17 protein-coding genes, 1 tRNA gene and 1 pseudogene are annotated in these 16,803 nt (G+C 62.2%); 9 read left to right on the top strand and 10 right to left on the bottom strand.

Annotation, left to right across the window (positions count from 1 at the left end):
* Positions 1-26 precede the first annotated feature (26 nt).
* Positions 27-581, bottom strand: coding sequence for a DUF1697 domain-containing protein (locus ACVWWD_RS19905; protein ID WP_352552462.1), 555 nt, complete (start codon positions 579-581; stop codon positions 27-29).
* Positions 578-1,834, bottom strand: a complete 1,257-nt coding sequence (gene ilvA / locus ACVWWD_RS19900) for a threonine ammonia-lyase IlvA (RefSeq protein WP_457103287.1) — start codon at positions 1,832-1,834, stop codon at positions 578-580. Before ilvA ends, ACVWWD_RS19905 begins: the two co-directional genes overlap by 4 nt.
* Positions 1,835-2,273: 439 nt before the next feature.
* Here ilvA and ACVWWD_RS19895 point away from each other — a divergent pair, with 439 nt between their 5' ends.
* Both ACVWWD_RS19895 and ACVWWD_RS19890 read left to right on the top strand, forming a co-directional pair.
* Positions 2,274-3,305 carry an alpha/beta hydrolase gene (locus ACVWWD_RS19895; RefSeq protein WP_156939408.1) on the top strand — a complete coding sequence of 344 codons (1,032 nt, stop codon included), beginning with the start codon at positions 2,274-2,276 and terminating at the stop codon, positions 3,303-3,305.
* Positions 3,306-3,448: 143 nt separating this feature from the next.
* Positions 3,449-4,609 (top strand): alpha/beta hydrolase, encoded by a 1,161-nt coding sequence (locus ACVWWD_RS19890; RefSeq protein WP_457103286.1) that lies wholly within the window; start codon positions 3,449-3,451, stop codon positions 4,607-4,609.
* A 24-nt stretch (positions 4,610-4,633) separates the two neighbouring features.
* Here the strand turns inward: ACVWWD_RS19890 and ade are convergent, their stop codons facing one another.
* Both ade and ACVWWD_RS19880 read right to left on the bottom strand, forming a co-directional pair.
* Positions 4,634-6,451, bottom strand: coding sequence for an adenine deaminase (ade, locus tag ACVWWD_RS19885; protein WP_352552468.1), 1,818 nt, complete (start codon positions 6,449-6,451; stop codon positions 4,634-4,636).
* A gap of 84 nt (positions 6,452-6,535) precedes the next feature.
* Entirely contained in the window at positions 6,536-6,910 is a 375-nt protein-coding gene (locus ACVWWD_RS19880; protein WP_352552470.1) for a SecDF P1 head subdomain-containing protein, read from the bottom strand.
* A gap of 188 nt (positions 6,911-7,098) precedes the next feature.
* On the opposite strand from ACVWWD_RS19880, the gene ACVWWD_RS19875 reads away from it, so the two are divergent.
* Entirely contained in the window at positions 7,099-7,761 is a 663-nt protein-coding gene (locus ACVWWD_RS19875; RefSeq protein WP_352552472.1) for an outer membrane protein, read from the top strand.
* A gap of 510 nt (positions 7,762-8,271) precedes the next feature.
* Here ACVWWD_RS19875 and ACVWWD_RS19870 read toward each other — a convergent pair.
* The 4 genes and pseudogenes from ACVWWD_RS19870 to ACVWWD_RS19855 all read right to left on the bottom strand — a co-directional run bounded on the left by ACVWWD_RS19870 (position 8,272) and on the right by ACVWWD_RS19855 (position 11,531).
* Positions 8,272-8,356 (bottom strand) — tRNA-Leu (locus ACVWWD_RS19870).
* Between the two features lie 237 nt (positions 8,357-8,593).
* On the bottom strand, positions 8,594-9,349 hold the full coding sequence (locus ACVWWD_RS19865; protein ID WP_352666924.1) for a bestrophin-like domain: 756 nt from the start codon (positions 9,347-9,349) through the stop codon (positions 8,594-8,596).
* 30 nt (positions 9,350-9,379) lie between these two features.
* Positions 9,380-10,773 (bottom strand): annotated as a pseudogene (locus tag ACVWWD_RS19860) (patatin-like phospholipase family protein).
* A gap of 38 nt (positions 10,774-10,811) precedes the next feature.
* The gene (locus tag ACVWWD_RS19855) at positions 10,812-11,531 is read right to left on the bottom strand and encodes a carbonic anhydrase (protein WP_023773118.1); all 720 of its coding nucleotides are present in this window, start codon (positions 11,529-11,531) and stop codon (positions 10,812-10,814) included.
* Between the two features lie 101 nt (positions 11,532-11,632).
* Between ACVWWD_RS19855 and ACVWWD_RS19850 the strand changes: the two genes are divergently transcribed.
* A complete protein-coding gene (locus tag ACVWWD_RS19850) occupies positions 11,633-11,944 on the top strand; it encodes a hypothetical protein (protein ID WP_023795121.1) in 312 nt (103 codons plus the stop codon).
* Between the two features lie 255 nt (positions 11,945-12,199).
* Positions 12,200-12,739 (top strand): J domain-containing protein, encoded by a 540-nt coding sequence (locus ACVWWD_RS19845; protein ID WP_023773120.1) that lies wholly within the window; start codon positions 12,200-12,202, stop codon positions 12,737-12,739.
* Positions 12,740-12,761: 22 nt separating this feature from the next.
* On the opposite strand, the gene ACVWWD_RS19840 is transcribed toward ACVWWD_RS19845, so the two are convergent.
* Positions 12,762-13,340: an NUDIX domain-containing protein gene (locus ACVWWD_RS19840; protein WP_023773121.1), complete on the bottom strand. Its 579-nt coding sequence runs from the start codon at positions 13,338-13,340 to the stop codon at positions 12,762-12,764.
* Between the two features lie 157 nt (positions 13,341-13,497).
* Between ACVWWD_RS19840 and ACVWWD_RS19835 the strand changes: the two genes are divergently transcribed.
* The 3 genes from ACVWWD_RS19835 (at position 13,498) to ACVWWD_RS19825 (ending at position 15,301) form a co-directional block, all read left to right on the top strand.
* Positions 13,498-14,601, top strand: a complete 1,104-nt coding sequence (locus ACVWWD_RS19835) for an NADH:flavin oxidoreductase/NADH oxidase (RefSeq protein ID WP_023773122.1) — start codon at positions 13,498-13,500, stop codon at positions 14,599-14,601.
* 108 nt (positions 14,602-14,709) lie between these two features.
* A complete protein-coding gene (locus ACVWWD_RS19830; RefSeq protein WP_051407654.1) occupies positions 14,710-15,033 on the top strand; it encodes a DUF982 domain-containing protein in 324 nt (107 codons plus the stop codon).
* Positions 15,034-15,061: 28 nt separating this feature from the next.
* Positions 15,062-15,301, top strand: coding sequence for a DUF2188 domain-containing protein (locus ACVWWD_RS19825; RefSeq protein ID WP_015318080.1), 240 nt, complete (start codon positions 15,062-15,064; stop codon positions 15,299-15,301).
* Between the two features lie 71 nt (positions 15,302-15,372).
* On the opposite strand, the gene ACVWWD_RS19820 is transcribed toward ACVWWD_RS19825, so the two are convergent.
* Positions 15,373-15,657, bottom strand: a complete 285-nt coding sequence (locus ACVWWD_RS19820) for a hypothetical protein (protein ID WP_023773124.1) — start codon at positions 15,655-15,657, stop codon at positions 15,373-15,375.
* Between the two features lie 369 nt (positions 15,658-16,026).
* Between ACVWWD_RS19820 and ACVWWD_RS19815 the strand changes: the two genes are divergently transcribed.
* Positions 16,027-16,770: a competence/damage-inducible protein A gene (locus ACVWWD_RS19815; RefSeq protein WP_352552484.1), complete on the top strand. Its 744-nt coding sequence runs from the start codon at positions 16,027-16,029 to the stop codon at positions 16,768-16,770.
* Positions 16,771-16,803: the final 33 nt, after the last annotated feature.

Here is a 16,803-nt window from a genome sequence, read left to right as displayed (position 1 = left end):
CGCGCATTTCCGGCGAGACGCATGGATCAATCGCTGCCGGACTTGCCCGCCATCTCCAGCAGCCCCAGCACCGAACGCCAATTGCGTGCCGTGCCCGGCACTTTCAACGTGCGCGGAATGAGGTTGGCGAACACCGATTTGCCGAGCCCGTCCGGCGCGCTGAGGTAGAGCACATCGCCCTTGACCTCGAAACGCTCGGGACCGGTGCACTTTTCCGCCAACCGCGCCACCTCGTCGGCGGTCGGCTCACGCTCCAGCGCATAGGCGTGGAGCTTTGTGTGATCGGCGGCAGCTTCCGGATACGGATTTTCGCGCACGAGCCTTTCGAACCATTCGAAATCGCGCACCATGATGCGCGAATGGAAACCCCATTTTGTCTCGAAGGCTGCCTCGATCCGTTTGGTCAGCGCGGCCGCGTCACCCTTGTCGGCCCGGAACACGACATTGCCGCTCTGCACATAGGTGGCGACATCGGAAAAGCCGAGATCCTCGAAGAAGGCCCGCAACTCCGCCATCTTGACGATGCGATTGCCGCCGACATTGATGCCGGAAAACAGGGCGATGAAGATCTTTCCGCTCATATGATGAACCCGGCCAATGTCTCGTTTTCGGTGATGTCCTGATACTGGACGCCCCCGGCCTCGAAATTTGCCTCGAGGAGATCGAAATTGCGCCGATCCTTGGTTTCGATACCGATCAGCACCGAGCCGAAATTGCGCGCCGACTTCTTCAGATATTCGAAGCGGGCGATGTCGTCATCCGGACCCAGCATGTCGAGGAAGTCACGCAGCGCGCCCGGCCGCTGCGGAAAGCGGATGATGAAGTATTTCTTCAGGCCCTCGAAGCGCAGCGCCCGTTCCTTGACGTCCGGCAGCCGCTCGAAATCGAAATTGCCCCCGGACACCACGGCGACGATGGTCTTGCCCCTGATCTCCTTCCTGGAAAAATCCTTCAGCGCGTCGATCGCCAGCGCGCCGGCGGGTTCCAGGACCACGCCTTCGATGTTGAGCATCTCGATCATGGTCGCGCAGAGCCGGTTTTCCGGGATGAGCCGCACGCTGTCGGCGGCAAACTCCTTGAGATATCGCAAAGGTTCGCGGCCGATCTCGGCGACCGCCGCGCCGTCGACGAAGTTGTCGACCTTGGCGAGCTTCAGCCGTTTTCCCGCAGCTAGGCTCTCGCGCAGGCTCGGCGCGCCAGCCGGCTCGCAGAAGACGAAACGCGCCTCGCGGCCCTGATCGGCGAAATAGTGCGTCACCCCGGCTGCGAGCCCGCCGCCACCCACCGGCAGCATGACGATGTCGGGCACGCGCCCGCCCGGCATCTGGTCCACGATCTCATAGGCGACCGTCGCCTGGCCCTCGATGATATCCTTGTGATCGAAGGGCGGCACCATGTGGGCACCGGATCTTTCGGTGAATTCGAAGGCGGCGCGGTAGCAGTCGTCGAAGAAATCGCCGACCAGCCTGATCTCGACGAAATCGCCGCCAAACAGCCTGGTCTTGTCGATCTTCTGCTGGGGCGTCGTCACCGGCATGAACACCACGCCTTTCTTGCCGAAATGGCGGCAGACGAAGGCGAAGCCCTGCGCGTGGTTACCGGCGGACGCACACACAAACAGCTCGGCCTGGTTGCCTTCGCCAAGCGCCTTGCGGAAGAAGTTGAAGGCGCCACGGATCTTGTAGGAGCGCACGGGGCTCAAATCCTCGCGCTTCAGCAGCACGCGCGCGCCGGTCTTTTTCGACAGATAGTCATTTTCCTGCAGCGGCGTTTCCGGGAAGATCTGGCGGATCGCGGAGGCGGCGACGGCGACGCGCGAGGAAAAGCTGGTCATGGCAAGATCATCCCGGGATCGCCCGCGGGCGAGTTAGACGACAACCCTATTACACATCCGGCCCGGCAAGACCATTGCCCCGTCAGGCCTGTAACCGCAACGGCGGCTTCCCGAAATACTAGCAAGCACTTGGGGATGTTTGTTCATGCTTCTCCGTCGCGCGGGGCCGCGCATTGATGGACGCCGAAGTTCGACACCCGGCCGAGTTGCAGGTGCCGGTCTTGCGCGACGTTGCGGCGTTGCTGCCCGCTTTGGCTTTCGGGCAACACTGCGCCTGCCGTCGCGCGGCGCCGACCGCATTTTGGCTGGACACGACTTACTTCCGCCGCACTTCGCCTGCTGGGGAGATATCGCGGAGGGTGGATGGCCCTTTTTGGGCTCGAGTGGAATTTTTGACGTGCATTTGAAGACGATTTGCATTCTTGCGCTGACGCTGCTGATGGCGGGCTGCGGCGGCCGCAAAACCGAGGAACTGCTCGGCAGCGCGGTCATGTCCGCGCCGGTGACGGAAATCGCGGGCAACCACTCGATCTTCATTGCCACGACCCGCAAGCCCTCCGACGATCCAAACAAGGTTTTCGACGGCGAACGCTCGGCGACGCTGAACTACGCCCGGGTCAACGTCACCGTTCCCGGTCTCCACCAGACGGGCCAGATCGAGCGGCGCTCGCGCGGCAAATCGAACGATCCGGCCAAGTATTTCATGGCTTCCGAAGTCGTCGGCTACGACACGCAGCCGAAATTCGCCAGCGCGATCAGCGCCGACATAGCGGCACGCGGCGGCCGCGTCATGGTCTTCGTCCACGGCTACAACACCGGCTTCGACGATGCCGTCTATCGCTTGACCCAGATCGTCCACGATTCCGGTTATCCGGGAACGCCGGTGCTGTTCTCGTGGGCCTCGGGAGCCAAGACCACCGACTATGTCTATGACAAGGAAAGTGCCAGTGCCGCCCGGGACCAGCTCGAAGTGACGTTGCGCATGCTGGCGCAGAGCGGCGCGCGGCGCATCGACATCGTCGCCCATTCGATGGGAACCTGGGTGACGATGGAGACACTGCGTCAGCTCGCCATCACCGGCGACCGCGACCTCGGCGGTAAGCTCGGCGATGTGGTGCTCGCCTCTCCCGACATCGACGTCGATGTGTTCAAGAGCCAGATGCGCCGCTATGGCAAGCCCGACAAGCCGTTCATCCTGCTGTTGTCGGATGACGATCGCGCGCTGAGACTGTCCGGCCTGATCGCCGGCTCGCGCCCACGCGTCGGCGACTACAAGGATGCCGCCGACCTTGCCTCCTATGGCGTGACGGTCGTCGATCTCTCCAAGGTCAAGGGCAGCGACAGCTTCAACCACACGAAATTCGCCGACAATCCGGCACTGGTGAAGATGATCGGCCAGCGGCTGCGCGAGGACGATGGTTTCGCCAGCGACCGGGACGTGACCGACCGCATCAGCCTGCTTGGACAGTAAATGCGGCGCAGCGGATTTCGCCGTGCCTGTTCAGCATCGCCGAACGATTAGCCCACTTTGAACTGGACCGCGCCCGCCTCTGGCCTTATCGGAGTATCGAGCGACGTCATGCGTTTGACGTCCCCCTATGCGGGAGCCGACGCGTGGCCTTGCGCTTGAAGAGTTTCGGTGTCGTCGCGGTCGCGCTGCTGGTCGCTGGCTGCGCCGGAAACACGCATGATCTGCTCAACAAGACGACGGTCACCGTACCGGCATCCGACATTGCGGCCACCCATGAGATATTTGTCGCCACCACCCGCCAGAAAGCGGTGAAGGACCCGCGACAGGTCTTCGACGGTGACCGTTCCCTGACCACCAGTTTCGCGCGGGTCGATGTCACGGTTCCGAAGAGCCATCAGGTCGGTAACATCAAGCGCGCCAAGGGTTCCGCCAACAGCAATCCGACCAAGGATTTTGCGGCCACGGATGTCACCTTCTACGAAGGCGCGCCGCAATTCGCCAAGGCGGTCGGCGCCGACATCGCCATGCGCGGCGACCGGGCGCTGGTTTTCGTGCATGGCTTCAACAATGGTTTCGACGACGGCATCTACCGGCTGACGCAGATCGCCCACGACACCAAATATCCGGGCACGCCGGTGCTGTTCTCATGGGCGTCGAGCGCCAAGACGACGGGCTACATCTACGACAAGGACAGTTCCACCGCCGCCCGTGACGATCTCGAGGCAACGCTCAGGATGCTCGCCAAGACGCGCGTCAAGAGCATCGACATCATCGCCCATTCGATGGGAACCTGGCTGACGATGGAGGCGCTGCGCCAACTTGCCATTACCGGCGACCGCGATCTCGGCGGCAAGCTGGGTTATGTCATCCTTGCCTCACCGGACATTGATGTCGACGTGTTCAAGAAGCAGATGATCCGTTATGGCAAACCCGACAAGCCGTTCGCCGTGCTGCTTTCGGGCGACGACCGGGCGCTCAAATTGTCCTCGTTCATCTCCGGCGACAAACCGCGCGTCGGCGACTATGGCGATGCGGCCGATCTCGCCTCCTATGGCGTGTCGGTGGTCGATCTGACCAAAACGAAAGGCGGTGACGGCGGCCTCAACCACGCGAAGTTCGCCGACAACCCGTTCCTGGTGCAATTGCTGGGCGACCGGCTGCGCACGCCGGCCGGGCTCGCCGCGGACGAGAATCCGGCACAGCTCGCCAATATCGGCCAGGGCCTGGGAAAGGTCGTCGGCTCCGCCGCAGAAGTCATCATCACGACGCCGTTCAAGGTGCTGACCATCGCCACCGGCGGCTGAGCAGCCACGAGCGGACGACTGGTCTCAGACGAACAGATCGACTTTCTGGAACGTCGTCACGTCGATCAGCCCGACGTCGGAAATCCTGAGCTCGGGAATGACGACCAGCGCCAGCAGCGAGTGCTGCATGTAGGCGTTGTTCAGAGAACAGCCCATCTCGCGCATCGCCTCGGTCAGTTTCTCAGCCTTGGCGGCGACGATCTCGGCCCGCTCGTCGGACATCAGCCCGGCGATCGGCATTTCGACCAGCGCCAGTTCCTTGCCCCTGGAGAACAGCACGACGCCGCCGCCGACTTCACCCAGCCGGTTCACGGCCAGCGCCATGTCCTGCTTGTTGGTGCCAACACAAATGATGTGATGGGCGTCATGGGCGACGCTGGAGGCCATGGCGCAGTCGGCCATGTAACCGAAACCGGAGACGAAGGCATTGGTGACGCCACCCGTGCCCCTGTGTCGCTCGACCAGCGCGATCTGGCAGACATCGTTGCGGCGATCCATCGCGACCAGCCCATCCTCGACCGGCAGATCGGCCTCCAGCGCCCGCGTGGGTGCCTGGTTCTCGATGACGCCGATCACCCGCACCCGCACTTCGTTGGCGCCCTTGGGTGCCGCGATATCGAAATCACCGGCCTTGAGTTTCTTGCCCAAATTGACGGTGTTCTTCGCCGTCTCCGGATAGTCGTAGGCCGGGATATCGATGTCGAGCTTGCCGCCCTTGGCCAGCCTGACGCCGCGCGCATAGACCTCGTCGATGCTCATTGCGGTGAGATCGGAAACGACCAGCAGGTCGGCCAACCGGCCCGGCGCGATCGAACCGATCTCGCGTTCCAGTTTGAAATGCTGAGCGGTGTTGAGCGTTGCCATCTGGATCGCGGTCACCGGCTTCAGCCCCTGTTGGATGGCGTGGCGCACCACTCGGTCCATGTGGCCTTCCTGGACAAGCGTGCCGGAGTGGCTGTCGTCGGTGCACAGGATGAAATTGCGCGGATCGATGCCGCTCTCCGTCACCGCCTTGATCTGGGAAGCAACGTCATACCAGGCCGAGCCCAGCCGCAGCATCGCCTTCATGCCCTGGCGCACGCGGGCGATGGCGTCCTCGGCACGCGTGCCTTCGTGATCGTCCTCGGGTCCGCCGGCGACATAGCCGTGGAACGGCAAGCCAAGGTCGCGCGAGGCATAGTGGCCGCCAACCGTCTTGCCTGCACGAACCGTCGCGGCGATCTCGCCCGACATGACAGGATCATTGGCGGCGACGCCTGGAAAATTCATCACCTCGCCAAGTCCGATGATGTTGTCCCAGGTCATTGCTTCCGCGACATCGGCGACCGTCAGTTCAGCGCCGGCGTGTTCCAGCCCTGGCGCCGAGGGTACGCACGATGGCATCTGCACATGCACGTTGATGGGCATGGCCACAGCCTCGTCATGCATCAGCCGCACGCCTGGCAGGCCCAGCACATTGGCGATTTCGTGCGGATCGATGAACATCGAGGTGGTGCCGTGCGGGATGACGGCGCGGCAGAATTCGGTGACCGTCACCATGCCGCTCTCGACATGCATGTGCGCGTCGCATAGGCCGGGCACGAGGTAGCGCCCGCCGGCGTCGGCCACCTTGGTGCCCTGCCCGATCGTGTGGCTGGCATTCGGCCCGCAATAGGCGAAGCGGCCGCCTGATATGGCGATGTCGGTGCCGGCGATGATCTCGCCCGAATGGACGTTCACCCAGCGCCCATTGCGGATCACCAGATCGGCGGGTTTGCGGCCCATCGCGACGTCGACCAGATCGGTCGCCATTTCGGTCCACGGTTTGGGTTTTGTCGCGCGGACAAGCGGCTTCCTGATCATCAAAGGCTCCTGTTTGTCCGACTGTGCCAAGCCGACGGCGTTTTGGCCAGCGAGGAAGAATGGATTTGCCTGGAGATTGCCGGATTACTCGGATTTCACGTCGACTTCGACCTTGGCGTCGCCGGCTGAAATCCGCTCGGCGATACGCTCGACCTCGCCCGGCTTGAATGTGCCGCTGACCATGATCTCGCCGCCGCGTATCGGCTCCACGATGCGCGGCGACATCATCACGGCGCCGTCGATGCTGAGATCGACAATCTTGCCGACATTTGCCCCCGTAAACCTGGCAAAGGCTTTGCCGCTGTCGGGAGTGAGTTTCAGGCTAAGCATGGCCTGCCCCGAGACAGAATCGGGAACGGCCACGGTTCTGGCAATGATGAGCGTCAATGGTTCGGCCACCGCGGTCTGACCGACCAGCACCGTCGCGACGGCCGCGACCAAGCGGAACAAGATGCGCATGGAGGATCCTCTCACGATGGCGGTCTGTTTCGCACGAGGCGCGCGCCACCGCAATCGCGGCGGGACGCTACCCGCCAACTCCTCGAGACCCGCGAGGACGCTAACCACCTTTGCAGAAATCCGATTCCGTTTTGCCGCAAATCCGGCTAGGCTCCGACCAAGATCTTTGACTCTTCTCGGGGAGTTCGATGCATCACCTGATGGTCGCGAGTGCCGGTCTTCTTGCCCTGTCCGTGCCGGCATTTGCCGCCGACGCGACATTCGATGTGCCGATGACCGCGCCTGGGTTCGACTGGACCGGCTACTATGCGGGCCTGCAGGCAGGATATGGCTGGGGCCGCTCCGAGATCACCACGACGGAAGGCGCGCCATTTTCCATCACGCCGGACGTCGACGGCGGGTTCGTCGGCGGCCATGTCGCAGGCCTCTGGCAGTTCGATCAGGCAGTGCTGGGCGCCGAGGCGGACCTCAACTATTCCTCGGTCGACGGCACGGCGCAATCGGGCCTGGGAGATACATTCGGCGCCGACATCAAGTGGTTCGGGTCGGTCAACGCCAAGGCCGGCTTCGCCATGGACCGCCTGCTGGTCTATGGCATCGGCGGCATTGCCTTTGCCGGCATCGAGACGTCGCAGAGCTCGGGGCCAGGGTTTGACAACACCGGCACAAATGTCGGCTGGACCGTCGGCGCAGGAGTCGACTACGCGCTGACCGACAAGTTCGTCGTCGGCGCGCAATATCGCTACTATGACTTCGGCTCAGAGAACCACGAGGCGCCAGCCCCCTTCAACGATCGCGATCAGAGCGTGAAACTGAACACGGTCGGCATCAATCTCAGCTACAAGTTCTGAACGTAGTTCCCGGATGACTTCTGAACGTAGTCCTTGGGTGACGTTTATGGCCCTGGCTTACAAAGGCCGCGGTTATTTGCTGGAAGGGGGCGGCCGGCGCCCCCAAGTGGGCGGGGGGGGATGGGTTGGCCTGAGAGGCGCCGGCCTTAGGCGGATCAGATCCGCCACGCAGATATTTACCGATGTCCGCGGCGCGGATAATTCCGTGATCGCGCCAGTATCGTTATGCCACCTCCTCTGGGTTGCGCGTTCGGCCACAGTAGGACACGACTTGACGGGCTGTGGCATCTGAAGAGGGCTGGCCTGCGGACGTGGTGGAATTGGTAAGACGCAAGGGACTTAGAATGTCCCACGCGTCCACTGCAACGTTTTGAGTTGTTTACCTTGGCAGCCTACCTTGCCTCTGCACTTCCTGAGTTGCGACGGTTTTCAACCTCAGTTTTTGCCGTGCCAACTCTAGACATCCTAGATTGCCGTCGTGCCGTGATGCGTTCGATCTCATGGGTAGCATGGTGCGGGCGGCGGGACTTGAACCCGCATGGCCGAGGCCTCCGGATTTTAAGTCCGGTGTGTATACCAATTTCACCACGCCCGCAGTGCCCGCACATGTACGCGTGGTACGGGATTTTGCAAAGAGCATGGGGGCGTGCTGGCGCACTTGATTGTCCGGGTCATTGAGCGGGAGGCCTCGCCGAAAAACAGACTTAAAGTCCCCGATCTCTGATCGTGCGGGTTCGGTTCCCGTTGTCCGCGCCAGAAAGGTCTTCAAATTTGTTTGGATTTTCTCTGTTGAACCGCAGCAACGTCATTTAGCCGGCGTGGCCACTGCGGATCACTGCTGTAACTCGGACAGCGCCCTCTCCATCGGGGCCATTGAAATCTGGATCGGGCCGGAAAAAGCCACGTCCATGTCGAAGATCAGGTAGATCGCCCCAGCAACCAAAGCCGCCGATACCGCGTAGGTCGAAATGGTGATCGTATTGCGTGGCGCCCTGAAGCCGAAGCTGGCGAAGATCAGCACCAGCCAGGTAACCAGGAGCGTGATCAGAGGCACCGGGATCGTGCCCTCCGACTGCTCGATCAGCACCCAGCGCAACTCCAGCACTTTCTGCAAATGCTGGCGGGCGTCCTGCACAACGAAGCCATGCGCATCGTCGGCCGGCGCCAGCGCACTCAGCCGGGTGCCGACTTCCGCCAGCAACTGCTCAGAGAGTCGGTTGGCGGCGATCAGCGTCTCGCCGGTGGGCGAAGAATCGCCCGCCACGCGCTGCACATAGACGACCAGCGGCTGGCGTACCGTGTCGGTTTGCGGGCCATATTGGCGCAAGGTCCTGTCGAGAAGAATCAATTCGGTCGCATAGGCGTGCACGTTGCGGTCGATCGATTCGAAGGTGTTCCTGGCCGAGTTGATCATCAGGCCGAGCATCAGCGAGGTCATGACCCCGAACAGGTTCGCGGCGTGCCGAACCACGGTGTTCGTGTCGTCGTCGCGATGTTTGGCAGACAATTTTGGCCATATCGCCGTGCTGGCGAGCGCGGCCACCGTCAGGCATAGGAAGATTACCATTGCGATGAAAGCTTCGCGCATGCCGCTCATTCCGATTGGCAATGGAGGTCGTCAGTTGATGACCGCCATTACGATTCCGGCGCGTCCTTGCGCCCTGCCGAACGCCTGCCGCAGGCGCGGGTTGACGCGCACCGCATCGCGGCCGGCCGAGATGGTTCTGTCGACCTGTTCGGGCGTCAGCCTAAGCCGGGTCGGAATAGCGTTCAGCGCGGTCAGATCGGCCGGGGGCAGATCGCCAAACGAGACCAATTCCACCGCCATCCTCACGTCGCGGCAGTCCCAGCCGGCAAGGCTGCCGCGGTAGCGCGCCACCGTGACTGTCGGGAGGCCGCAGCGATACCTGACCAGCTTCTGGCGCCACAGCCGGAACGCCAACTTCAGGGCATCGAATTCATCACGCACCGAGGACGATATCGAGGTTCCCGCTTGACCTCGACCCACTTCGGTTCGGTCCGTCGCCCGGCGTCCGCCACGATCATGATCAGGGTGCGCATCCTGATCGCCGCTTGTGGCGACAGCGGACTGTGGGCGTCCTCTGCGGTGTCGATCGATTCGGCGAAGCCGACCACGGCGATATTGTCGGTCAGACCGCCATCTAGGAGCTTGATATAGTTGACGCGGTCGTTGTTCTGATAGGAGTCCATGGCCCGGGCCGCCGCTTTGACCCGCACCGGCGCTTCAGAATCCTGCAGCCCATGCTTGATCCAGGCCGGCTGCTTGTAGTTGCATTTGGTTTGCGGCGTGGTCGTCGAGATGACCATAGGGGCGAATACCAGCGGAAACGCGGCTGAGGCCGCCACTGCATCAGCGATGCGCAGCCTGTCGAGATCGCTGCAAATCGCCGCGAACCGGTCATAGGTGAAGCCGAAGGCGGTTGCGTTGTAGATATCGGAAGCATGGATCCAGACAAGCGGCGCTCCGGGGCGCTTGAAGGCGCTATAGGTGGCGCCGTCGAAAAGGTTTCTATTCAGCCAGGCGGCAAAGGTGCCGCGGTCGTTGACGCCACCACGCCAAAGCCGCGCCAGATTGGCCGGCGCGAGCCTTGCCGTATGCAACGAACTCTCGGCATTCTGGATCAGGAAGCGCTCTCGCAGGTCACGGTAGCCGTGGCCCTTGTAGCCGAGATAAGCAGCCGTCACTGCCCCGCCCGAAACACCACCGACGACACGCACATCATCGATCAGCGTATGGGCACGCCGGCCACTGTCGATGGTCACGTCGTCGAGCGCCCTCAGCACGCCATAAGCGAAGGCGGCGGCGCGCGTCCCGCCACCGGAGAACGACAGAGCGACCACGGTCGAGCCGTCGTCGGCAGCATCCGGGATGAACGCCGGCGAGCCCGGCCCGACCTGTGTCAAATGGGTGTTGATCGGCTCGACATCGTTTGTCGCGCAACCGCTCAATAATGAGCCTGCCAAAGCCAGCCAAGCCAGACGCCGACGCATCGAGGCCCCCAGAGCCTTCGATCTCGACGACGGGTGTGTCATTCGACGTAAGTCACCGCACCCGTTGGCAAATCATAGATTGCCGCGACTATCTTCAGCTTCCCCGCCTTGATGAGGCCGGCCAGCACCTTGCTCGAGGCGGCCAGGCGCCTCGCGGTTCTCCGCGCGCTTTCCTTGGCGGTGTTGTCGACGAAATCACCCGCTTCGCTCCGCACTGCTATCGCCGCGGGCAGGATCGGTTCGATCATTGGGCCGATCGCACCAGGATAGGTCGCGTTCTTGGTCACCACGTCGCACGCCGCCTTGACGGCGCCGCAGTTTGTGTGCGCCAGAACGACGATCAAGGGTGAACCAAGCACCGCTGCCCCGTACTCGACCGTACCGAGCGTGGCAGTGTCGACGAGGTTGCCAGCATTCCGGGCGACGAACAGTTCTCCAACGCCGTGACCGCCGAAGATCAGTTCAGGCGGAACGCGACTGTCGGCGCAACTGATGATCGTGGCCCAGGGCGCCTGGTGTGCGGCGACAGCATTCCGCTGCGCGGCAAGGTCTATCGAGCAGAGTTCCGGGTGACTGACGTAGCTTTCGTTGCCGGATTTCAGTGCGGCGAGCGCTTCATCGGGGCTCAGCGAGGTCACGGCACCTTGGGCCGCGCGCGCCGACCATGTGGCGCCACCAACGCCGAACGCAACGAGCCCCGCGGCGACTTTGAGGAAATCTCTCCGGTCGACCGCTGTACCATCACAGGTGCTGCACATTCTTAATTCCCCGCCCTAGTCCCCAAGGCATAATATGCGCTTGCTCTAATATGTAGGCAAGCGATTGGTGACAAAGTCAGGATTTATGCGATGAGGCCGGGATGCGATACGACGAAAGCCACCCCAACGCAGTGCTGGGTGTGCGCTCATATCAATCGGCTTACCGCCTGTTAGGTGACCTTAAGCGAGAAATTGCTGTGGATCTGGATGCCCAGTCGCTCGCCTTTTCTCCAGCGCACTTCCGCTCGATAATTCGCACCGTCCAAAGGCACGCGCAGCCGGAAGGTATTTGGCACTTCAACCCCCGCAGCGACACGCAGCTCGGCGCCGTGCTCATGCTGGTTTCTGACGGCGCAGCCTATTTCGCCATTCTGCGTGATTATGAACGCCTCCTTCAAAACCACCTCGCGTAAGTGCGTCCGACGCTCTACTAGAGGTTCAGAAGGTTTATCGGTCATGGCAAGCCGCCTCCGATGAGCGAAATGCTACCAGACCAAGGTCTGCAGCTCAGGACGCAAAGGTCTGATTTTTTCGCTTAATTCCTGTATGTGTCCCTTTGTACGCTCGGCACATTAGTAAATCGTGAAATATATACTCTATGGTCGTCGCCAAAATTGTCACCTGACGGTGAGACAGAAACGGCCGAAAATGGGATGGGGAAGCCAGGTATGTTCATCGATTTCTACGAAATGCTGGAAATCAGTCCGAATGCCAATTCGGAAACAATAGAACGCATTTTTCGTCATTTTGCCATGCGCTATCACCCCGACAACCAAGTCACCGGCAACGAGTCACGCTTCAGCGATATTCTTGAGGCTCACAACACGCTCAAGGATCCGGTCAAGCGTGCGCAGTACGACATTCAGTACAAGGCCCATTTGAACCACCGGGCCGAGCTGACCGATGAGGCGAGCAATACAAAGGGCTTCGATCGAGATTCCGTCATTCAAGCTAAAGTGCTGTCACTGCTGTATGTAAAACGCCGACAGGACGTCAACCATCCCGGTATTGGCGACGAAGAACTCGAACGAATGTCAGGCTGTCCGCAAGAGCACCTCGAGTTTCACCTCTGGTATCTGAAAGCGAAGGACTGGATAGCCAGGACGGAAAACGGCACGTTCGCCATCACCGTCGAAGGCGTCGATCGCGTTAATTCCGAACATCATCGTGACGCGGCCACCACCCGACTGTTGGGTCACGCGAGCTGAATTGAGATCGCTCGGTCTCTGATCAAGCCGTCACTGGGTTCAGCTTCAAATGCTGGATCAGGATGATGGTCTTGGCGTCGACAATGCGGCCATCGGCGATGCCGGCCAGCGCTTCGTCGAGCGGCATTTCCAGGACCTCGATGTCCTCGCCCTCCTCCGGAGCGCCGCCGCCGGCCGAGATGCGGTCGGCGGGCGAGTAGCGCGCGACGAAGAACCAGAGCCGCTCGGTGACGCTGCCTGGGCTCATATAGGGCGAGAACAGCCGCTCGATGTCCTTCAACCGGTAACCCAGTTCTTCCTCGGCTTCCTTGCGGATGGCGGTTTCCGGATCGTTTTCGTCCAGCAGGCCGGCGCAGGCCTCGATCAGCGGCTCGCGGTGGCCGGTGACGTAAGCGGGATAGCGGAATTGTCGCACCAGAAGCACGGTCGAGCGCTGCGGGTCATAGGGCAGGATCACCGCGCCGTCGCCGCGATCATAGGTCTGGCGGACCTGCGTCTCCCATTGGCCGTCGCGCCGGCGATAGTCGAGCACGGTCTTTTTCAGGACCGCCCAGTCGTCGGAGAGAACCTCTTCCGAGCGGATACGAACGCGGTCTTCCATATGACACCTCGATGCTGGCTGGCGGACGCAGGCGTAGCCGCGAACCGGAACAGGCGCAATCGGGCCAGCGATTGGTCCAGCGCGCTTCACCGTCTCGTGTGTGGTATGGACGGGTGCCGTCGCCTAGATAGCGCATTCCCCTTCTCGGAGTTTTTCCATGACGACATCGCTTTTCCAGCCGATCACCCTCGATGGGCTCACCTTCCCCAACCGCATCGCCGTGGCGCCGATGTGCCAGTATTCCGCCGAGGACGGCTCGGCCAGCGACTGGCATCTTTACCACTGGATGAACCTTGCCATGTCCGGTGCCGGCATGGTCACGGTGGAGATGACCGATGTCGAGCGGCGCGGACGCATCAGCCATGGCTGTCTCGGCCTCTACTCCGAAGACAATGAAGCCGCCGCGCGACGCGCGCTGGATGCGGCCAAGCGCGTGGCCGCACCCGGCACCAAATTCGGCACGCAGCTGGCGCATGCCGGCCGCAAGGCCTCGAACCGCAAACCCTGGGAAGGCGGCGGCCCGTTGCAGCCAAACGAGGATCCCTGGCAGACCGTCTCGGCCTCGGCCATCGCCTACGACACCGGCTGGAACGTGCCGCGCGCCCTGGACGACGAGGAAATCCTGCAGCTCGTCGAGCGGTTCGCGGACGCCGCAAGGCGGGCCGACCGTGCCGGCTTCGACTTCATCGAACTGCATGCGGCGCATGGCTACCTCATCTTCCAGTTCCTGTCGCCGCTGTCCAACCAGCGCACGGATCGCTGGGGTGGCTCGCTGGAAAACCGGATGCGTCTCGTCGTCGAGATCGCCAGGGCGGTGAAGAAAGCCGCACCGAAACTGATGCTCGGCGCACGGCTGTCGGTGAAGGACTGGGTCGATGGCGGCTTTGACGTCGCGGACGCGGTCGAGGTGGCGAAAGCGCTGAAGGCCGAAGGCGTCGCCTATCTCTGCTGCTCGAGCGGCGGCAATTCGCCATTGCAGAAATTGCCCACCGGCCCCGGCTATCAGGTGCATCTGGCCGAAGCCGTGCGCAAGGGCGCGGGCATCCCGACCCGGGCGGTCGGCCTGATCGACGACCCGAAACAGGCCGAGGCTGTTATCGCGGAGGGTCGCGCCGACATGGTGGCCCTGGCGCGAGCCTTCCTCGCCGATCCGCGCTGGGGATGGCGTGCGGCCGCCACGTTCAGCGAAAAGATTCATCCGGCGCCGCAACTCGCCCGCTCGGTGACGACGATGGAACATTGGATGAAGGCCGCCGGCTGATCGCCCATTCTCCCGGTACCGGCGCGCTGCCCAAGGGCGTCGCGACCTTTGGGCGCAGGCCGAAGGCCACTTTTGCAACCAAATTGGCTGCTTTGCGTTGCGGCCATGATGATGGACAACAAACCCTTTGAAACGCCGGTCGTGGTCGAGCTTGGCCATGTCGGCAAATATCGCCATATCCGCTCGACCCAGGAGGCGGCCGAGTGCCTGATGACGGTGTGGCCGCTCAATCGCGGGCCTCGTCATCGTGATGCCCTCGACACTTGCCTCAAAGTGCTGGAAGGTTATCGTTCGACAGCGGAGGCGCGCCGGGCACTGATCGAGGCCGCCAGGGAATCGGAAGTGCTGGTGCCCGACGACAAGCTGCCCGACGACCGGCTGCCCGACGACCGGCTGCCCGACGACCGGCTGCCCGATGACCGGCTGCATTGAGCAGGCGGACCTTTAACTGGAGGTTTAGATGGCGAAGCTGACTTACAAGATCGTCGAGCATGACGGTGGCTGGGCCTACAAGGTCGGTGCGACCTTCTCGGAGACATTTCCCACCCATCAGGATGCATTGCGCGCCGCCGAGATCGCTTCGGCCGAACAACAGGTGGCGGGTTCCACAGATGGCATCCAGTACGAGGACGCCGAGGGCAAATGGCACGAGGAACTGGCCGACGGTCGCGATCGGCCTCAGACTGAAATCTCGGATTGATCCAGCCCTGCGCCAGCCGCGGACGCCAGGAGAGACGGCGTCCCGCGGCAGGCAATACGCGGCTGGCCTATTTATTTACCGCAATACTGATCGTTGACGTTGCCCTGCGCGTTCGCATCAGGGCCTGGCGTGCTTGAGGCACAAGGTCCGGCCGGGCCGGGATTGCCAAGAGTGCTCAATCGGGAGCCGTCGGCGTTGATGCTGCCAGTGGTGCTCTGGTCGACGGCAGAGGAATCCTCATTGCCGAACAGCCACCAATAGTGATGGTTGGAATAGGTAGCGTCCGACGATTGGGCCATCGCCGATGTGGCGAGACCGATGGTCAGGAAGGATGCTGCGAAAAGTTTCCTGTACATTGATTTTTCTCCGTATCTTGATCTTGGCCGCCTTGGGATGCGACACGGCGTAAACCTGACCGTCAGCCGCGTGGTTCCCTGAAATTCTCGTGAAGTGGCGGTGATGCCGGGTTGGCAAAGCGTGTGCCGCCATGCGCTCGAAGGATGTGACCTGTTCGGGCGCGATGGTTTGCGGCATGTGGCCAAGGCCGCCGACCACCTCGGCCTTCGTCGCTCTCCGGGACCGAGGATAATCTGGAAGGGCTTGTTCCCACCCTGCTCAAGCGCGCCGGGTACTGCAATGCAGGTGATATCGTTCGCCTTTGGACGGCCATTGCCGCCGCCCATCCGCCGCGCTATTTCAGGCGACCCGTCCTTCCGGAGCCTTCCATGCCTGAAATCGTCACTGCCGCCATGCTCGTCATCGGCGATGAGATTCTGTCCGGCCGCACCAAGGACAAGAACATCGGCCATCTCGCCGATATCATGACGGCAATTGGCATCGACCTGAAGGAGGTGCGCATTGTTCCCGACGAGGAAGACGAGATCGTCGCGGCGGTGAATGCCGTGCGCGCACGCTATACCTATGTCTTCACCACCGGCGGCATCGGCCCGACGCATGACGACATCACAGCCGATTCGATCGCCAAGGCATTCGGTGTGCCTTGCGAATACGATGCCAAGGCCTATGCCCTGCTGGAGGCGAGCTATGCCGCGCGCGGCATCGAATACACGGAGGCGCGCAAGCGCATGGCGCGGATGCCTCGCGGCGCCGACCATATCGACAACCCGGTGTCCGTGGCGCCCGGATTCCGCATTGGCAACGTCCATGTCATGGCTGGCGTGCCCTCTATCTTCCAGGCCATGCTCGACAATGTCGTGCCGACCTTGAGAGCCGGCACCAAAATGCTGTCGGCCACGGTGCACTGTCCGTTCGGCGAGGGCCTTGTCGGCGGGCCATTGGGCGAGATCCAGAAAGCCCATCCGGATACGATCATCGGCTCCTATCCCAAATATGGCGACGGCAAGTTCTGGACCGAACTGGTCGTTCGTGCCCGCAGCGCGGAGGCGCTTGAAGCCGCGCGCGCCGATGTCGAGGCCTTGGTGGCAGGCTTCGCGGCTAAGGCGAGCTGATCCGCTGCAAACCGGAACCAAGAACGACGCTAC

The sequence above is a fragment of the Mesorhizobium sp. URHB0026 genome (assembly GCF_054059755.1).
The sequence above is the reverse complement of the archived record's forward strand: the minus strand, read 5'-3'. Positions and strand labels throughout refer to the sequence as shown.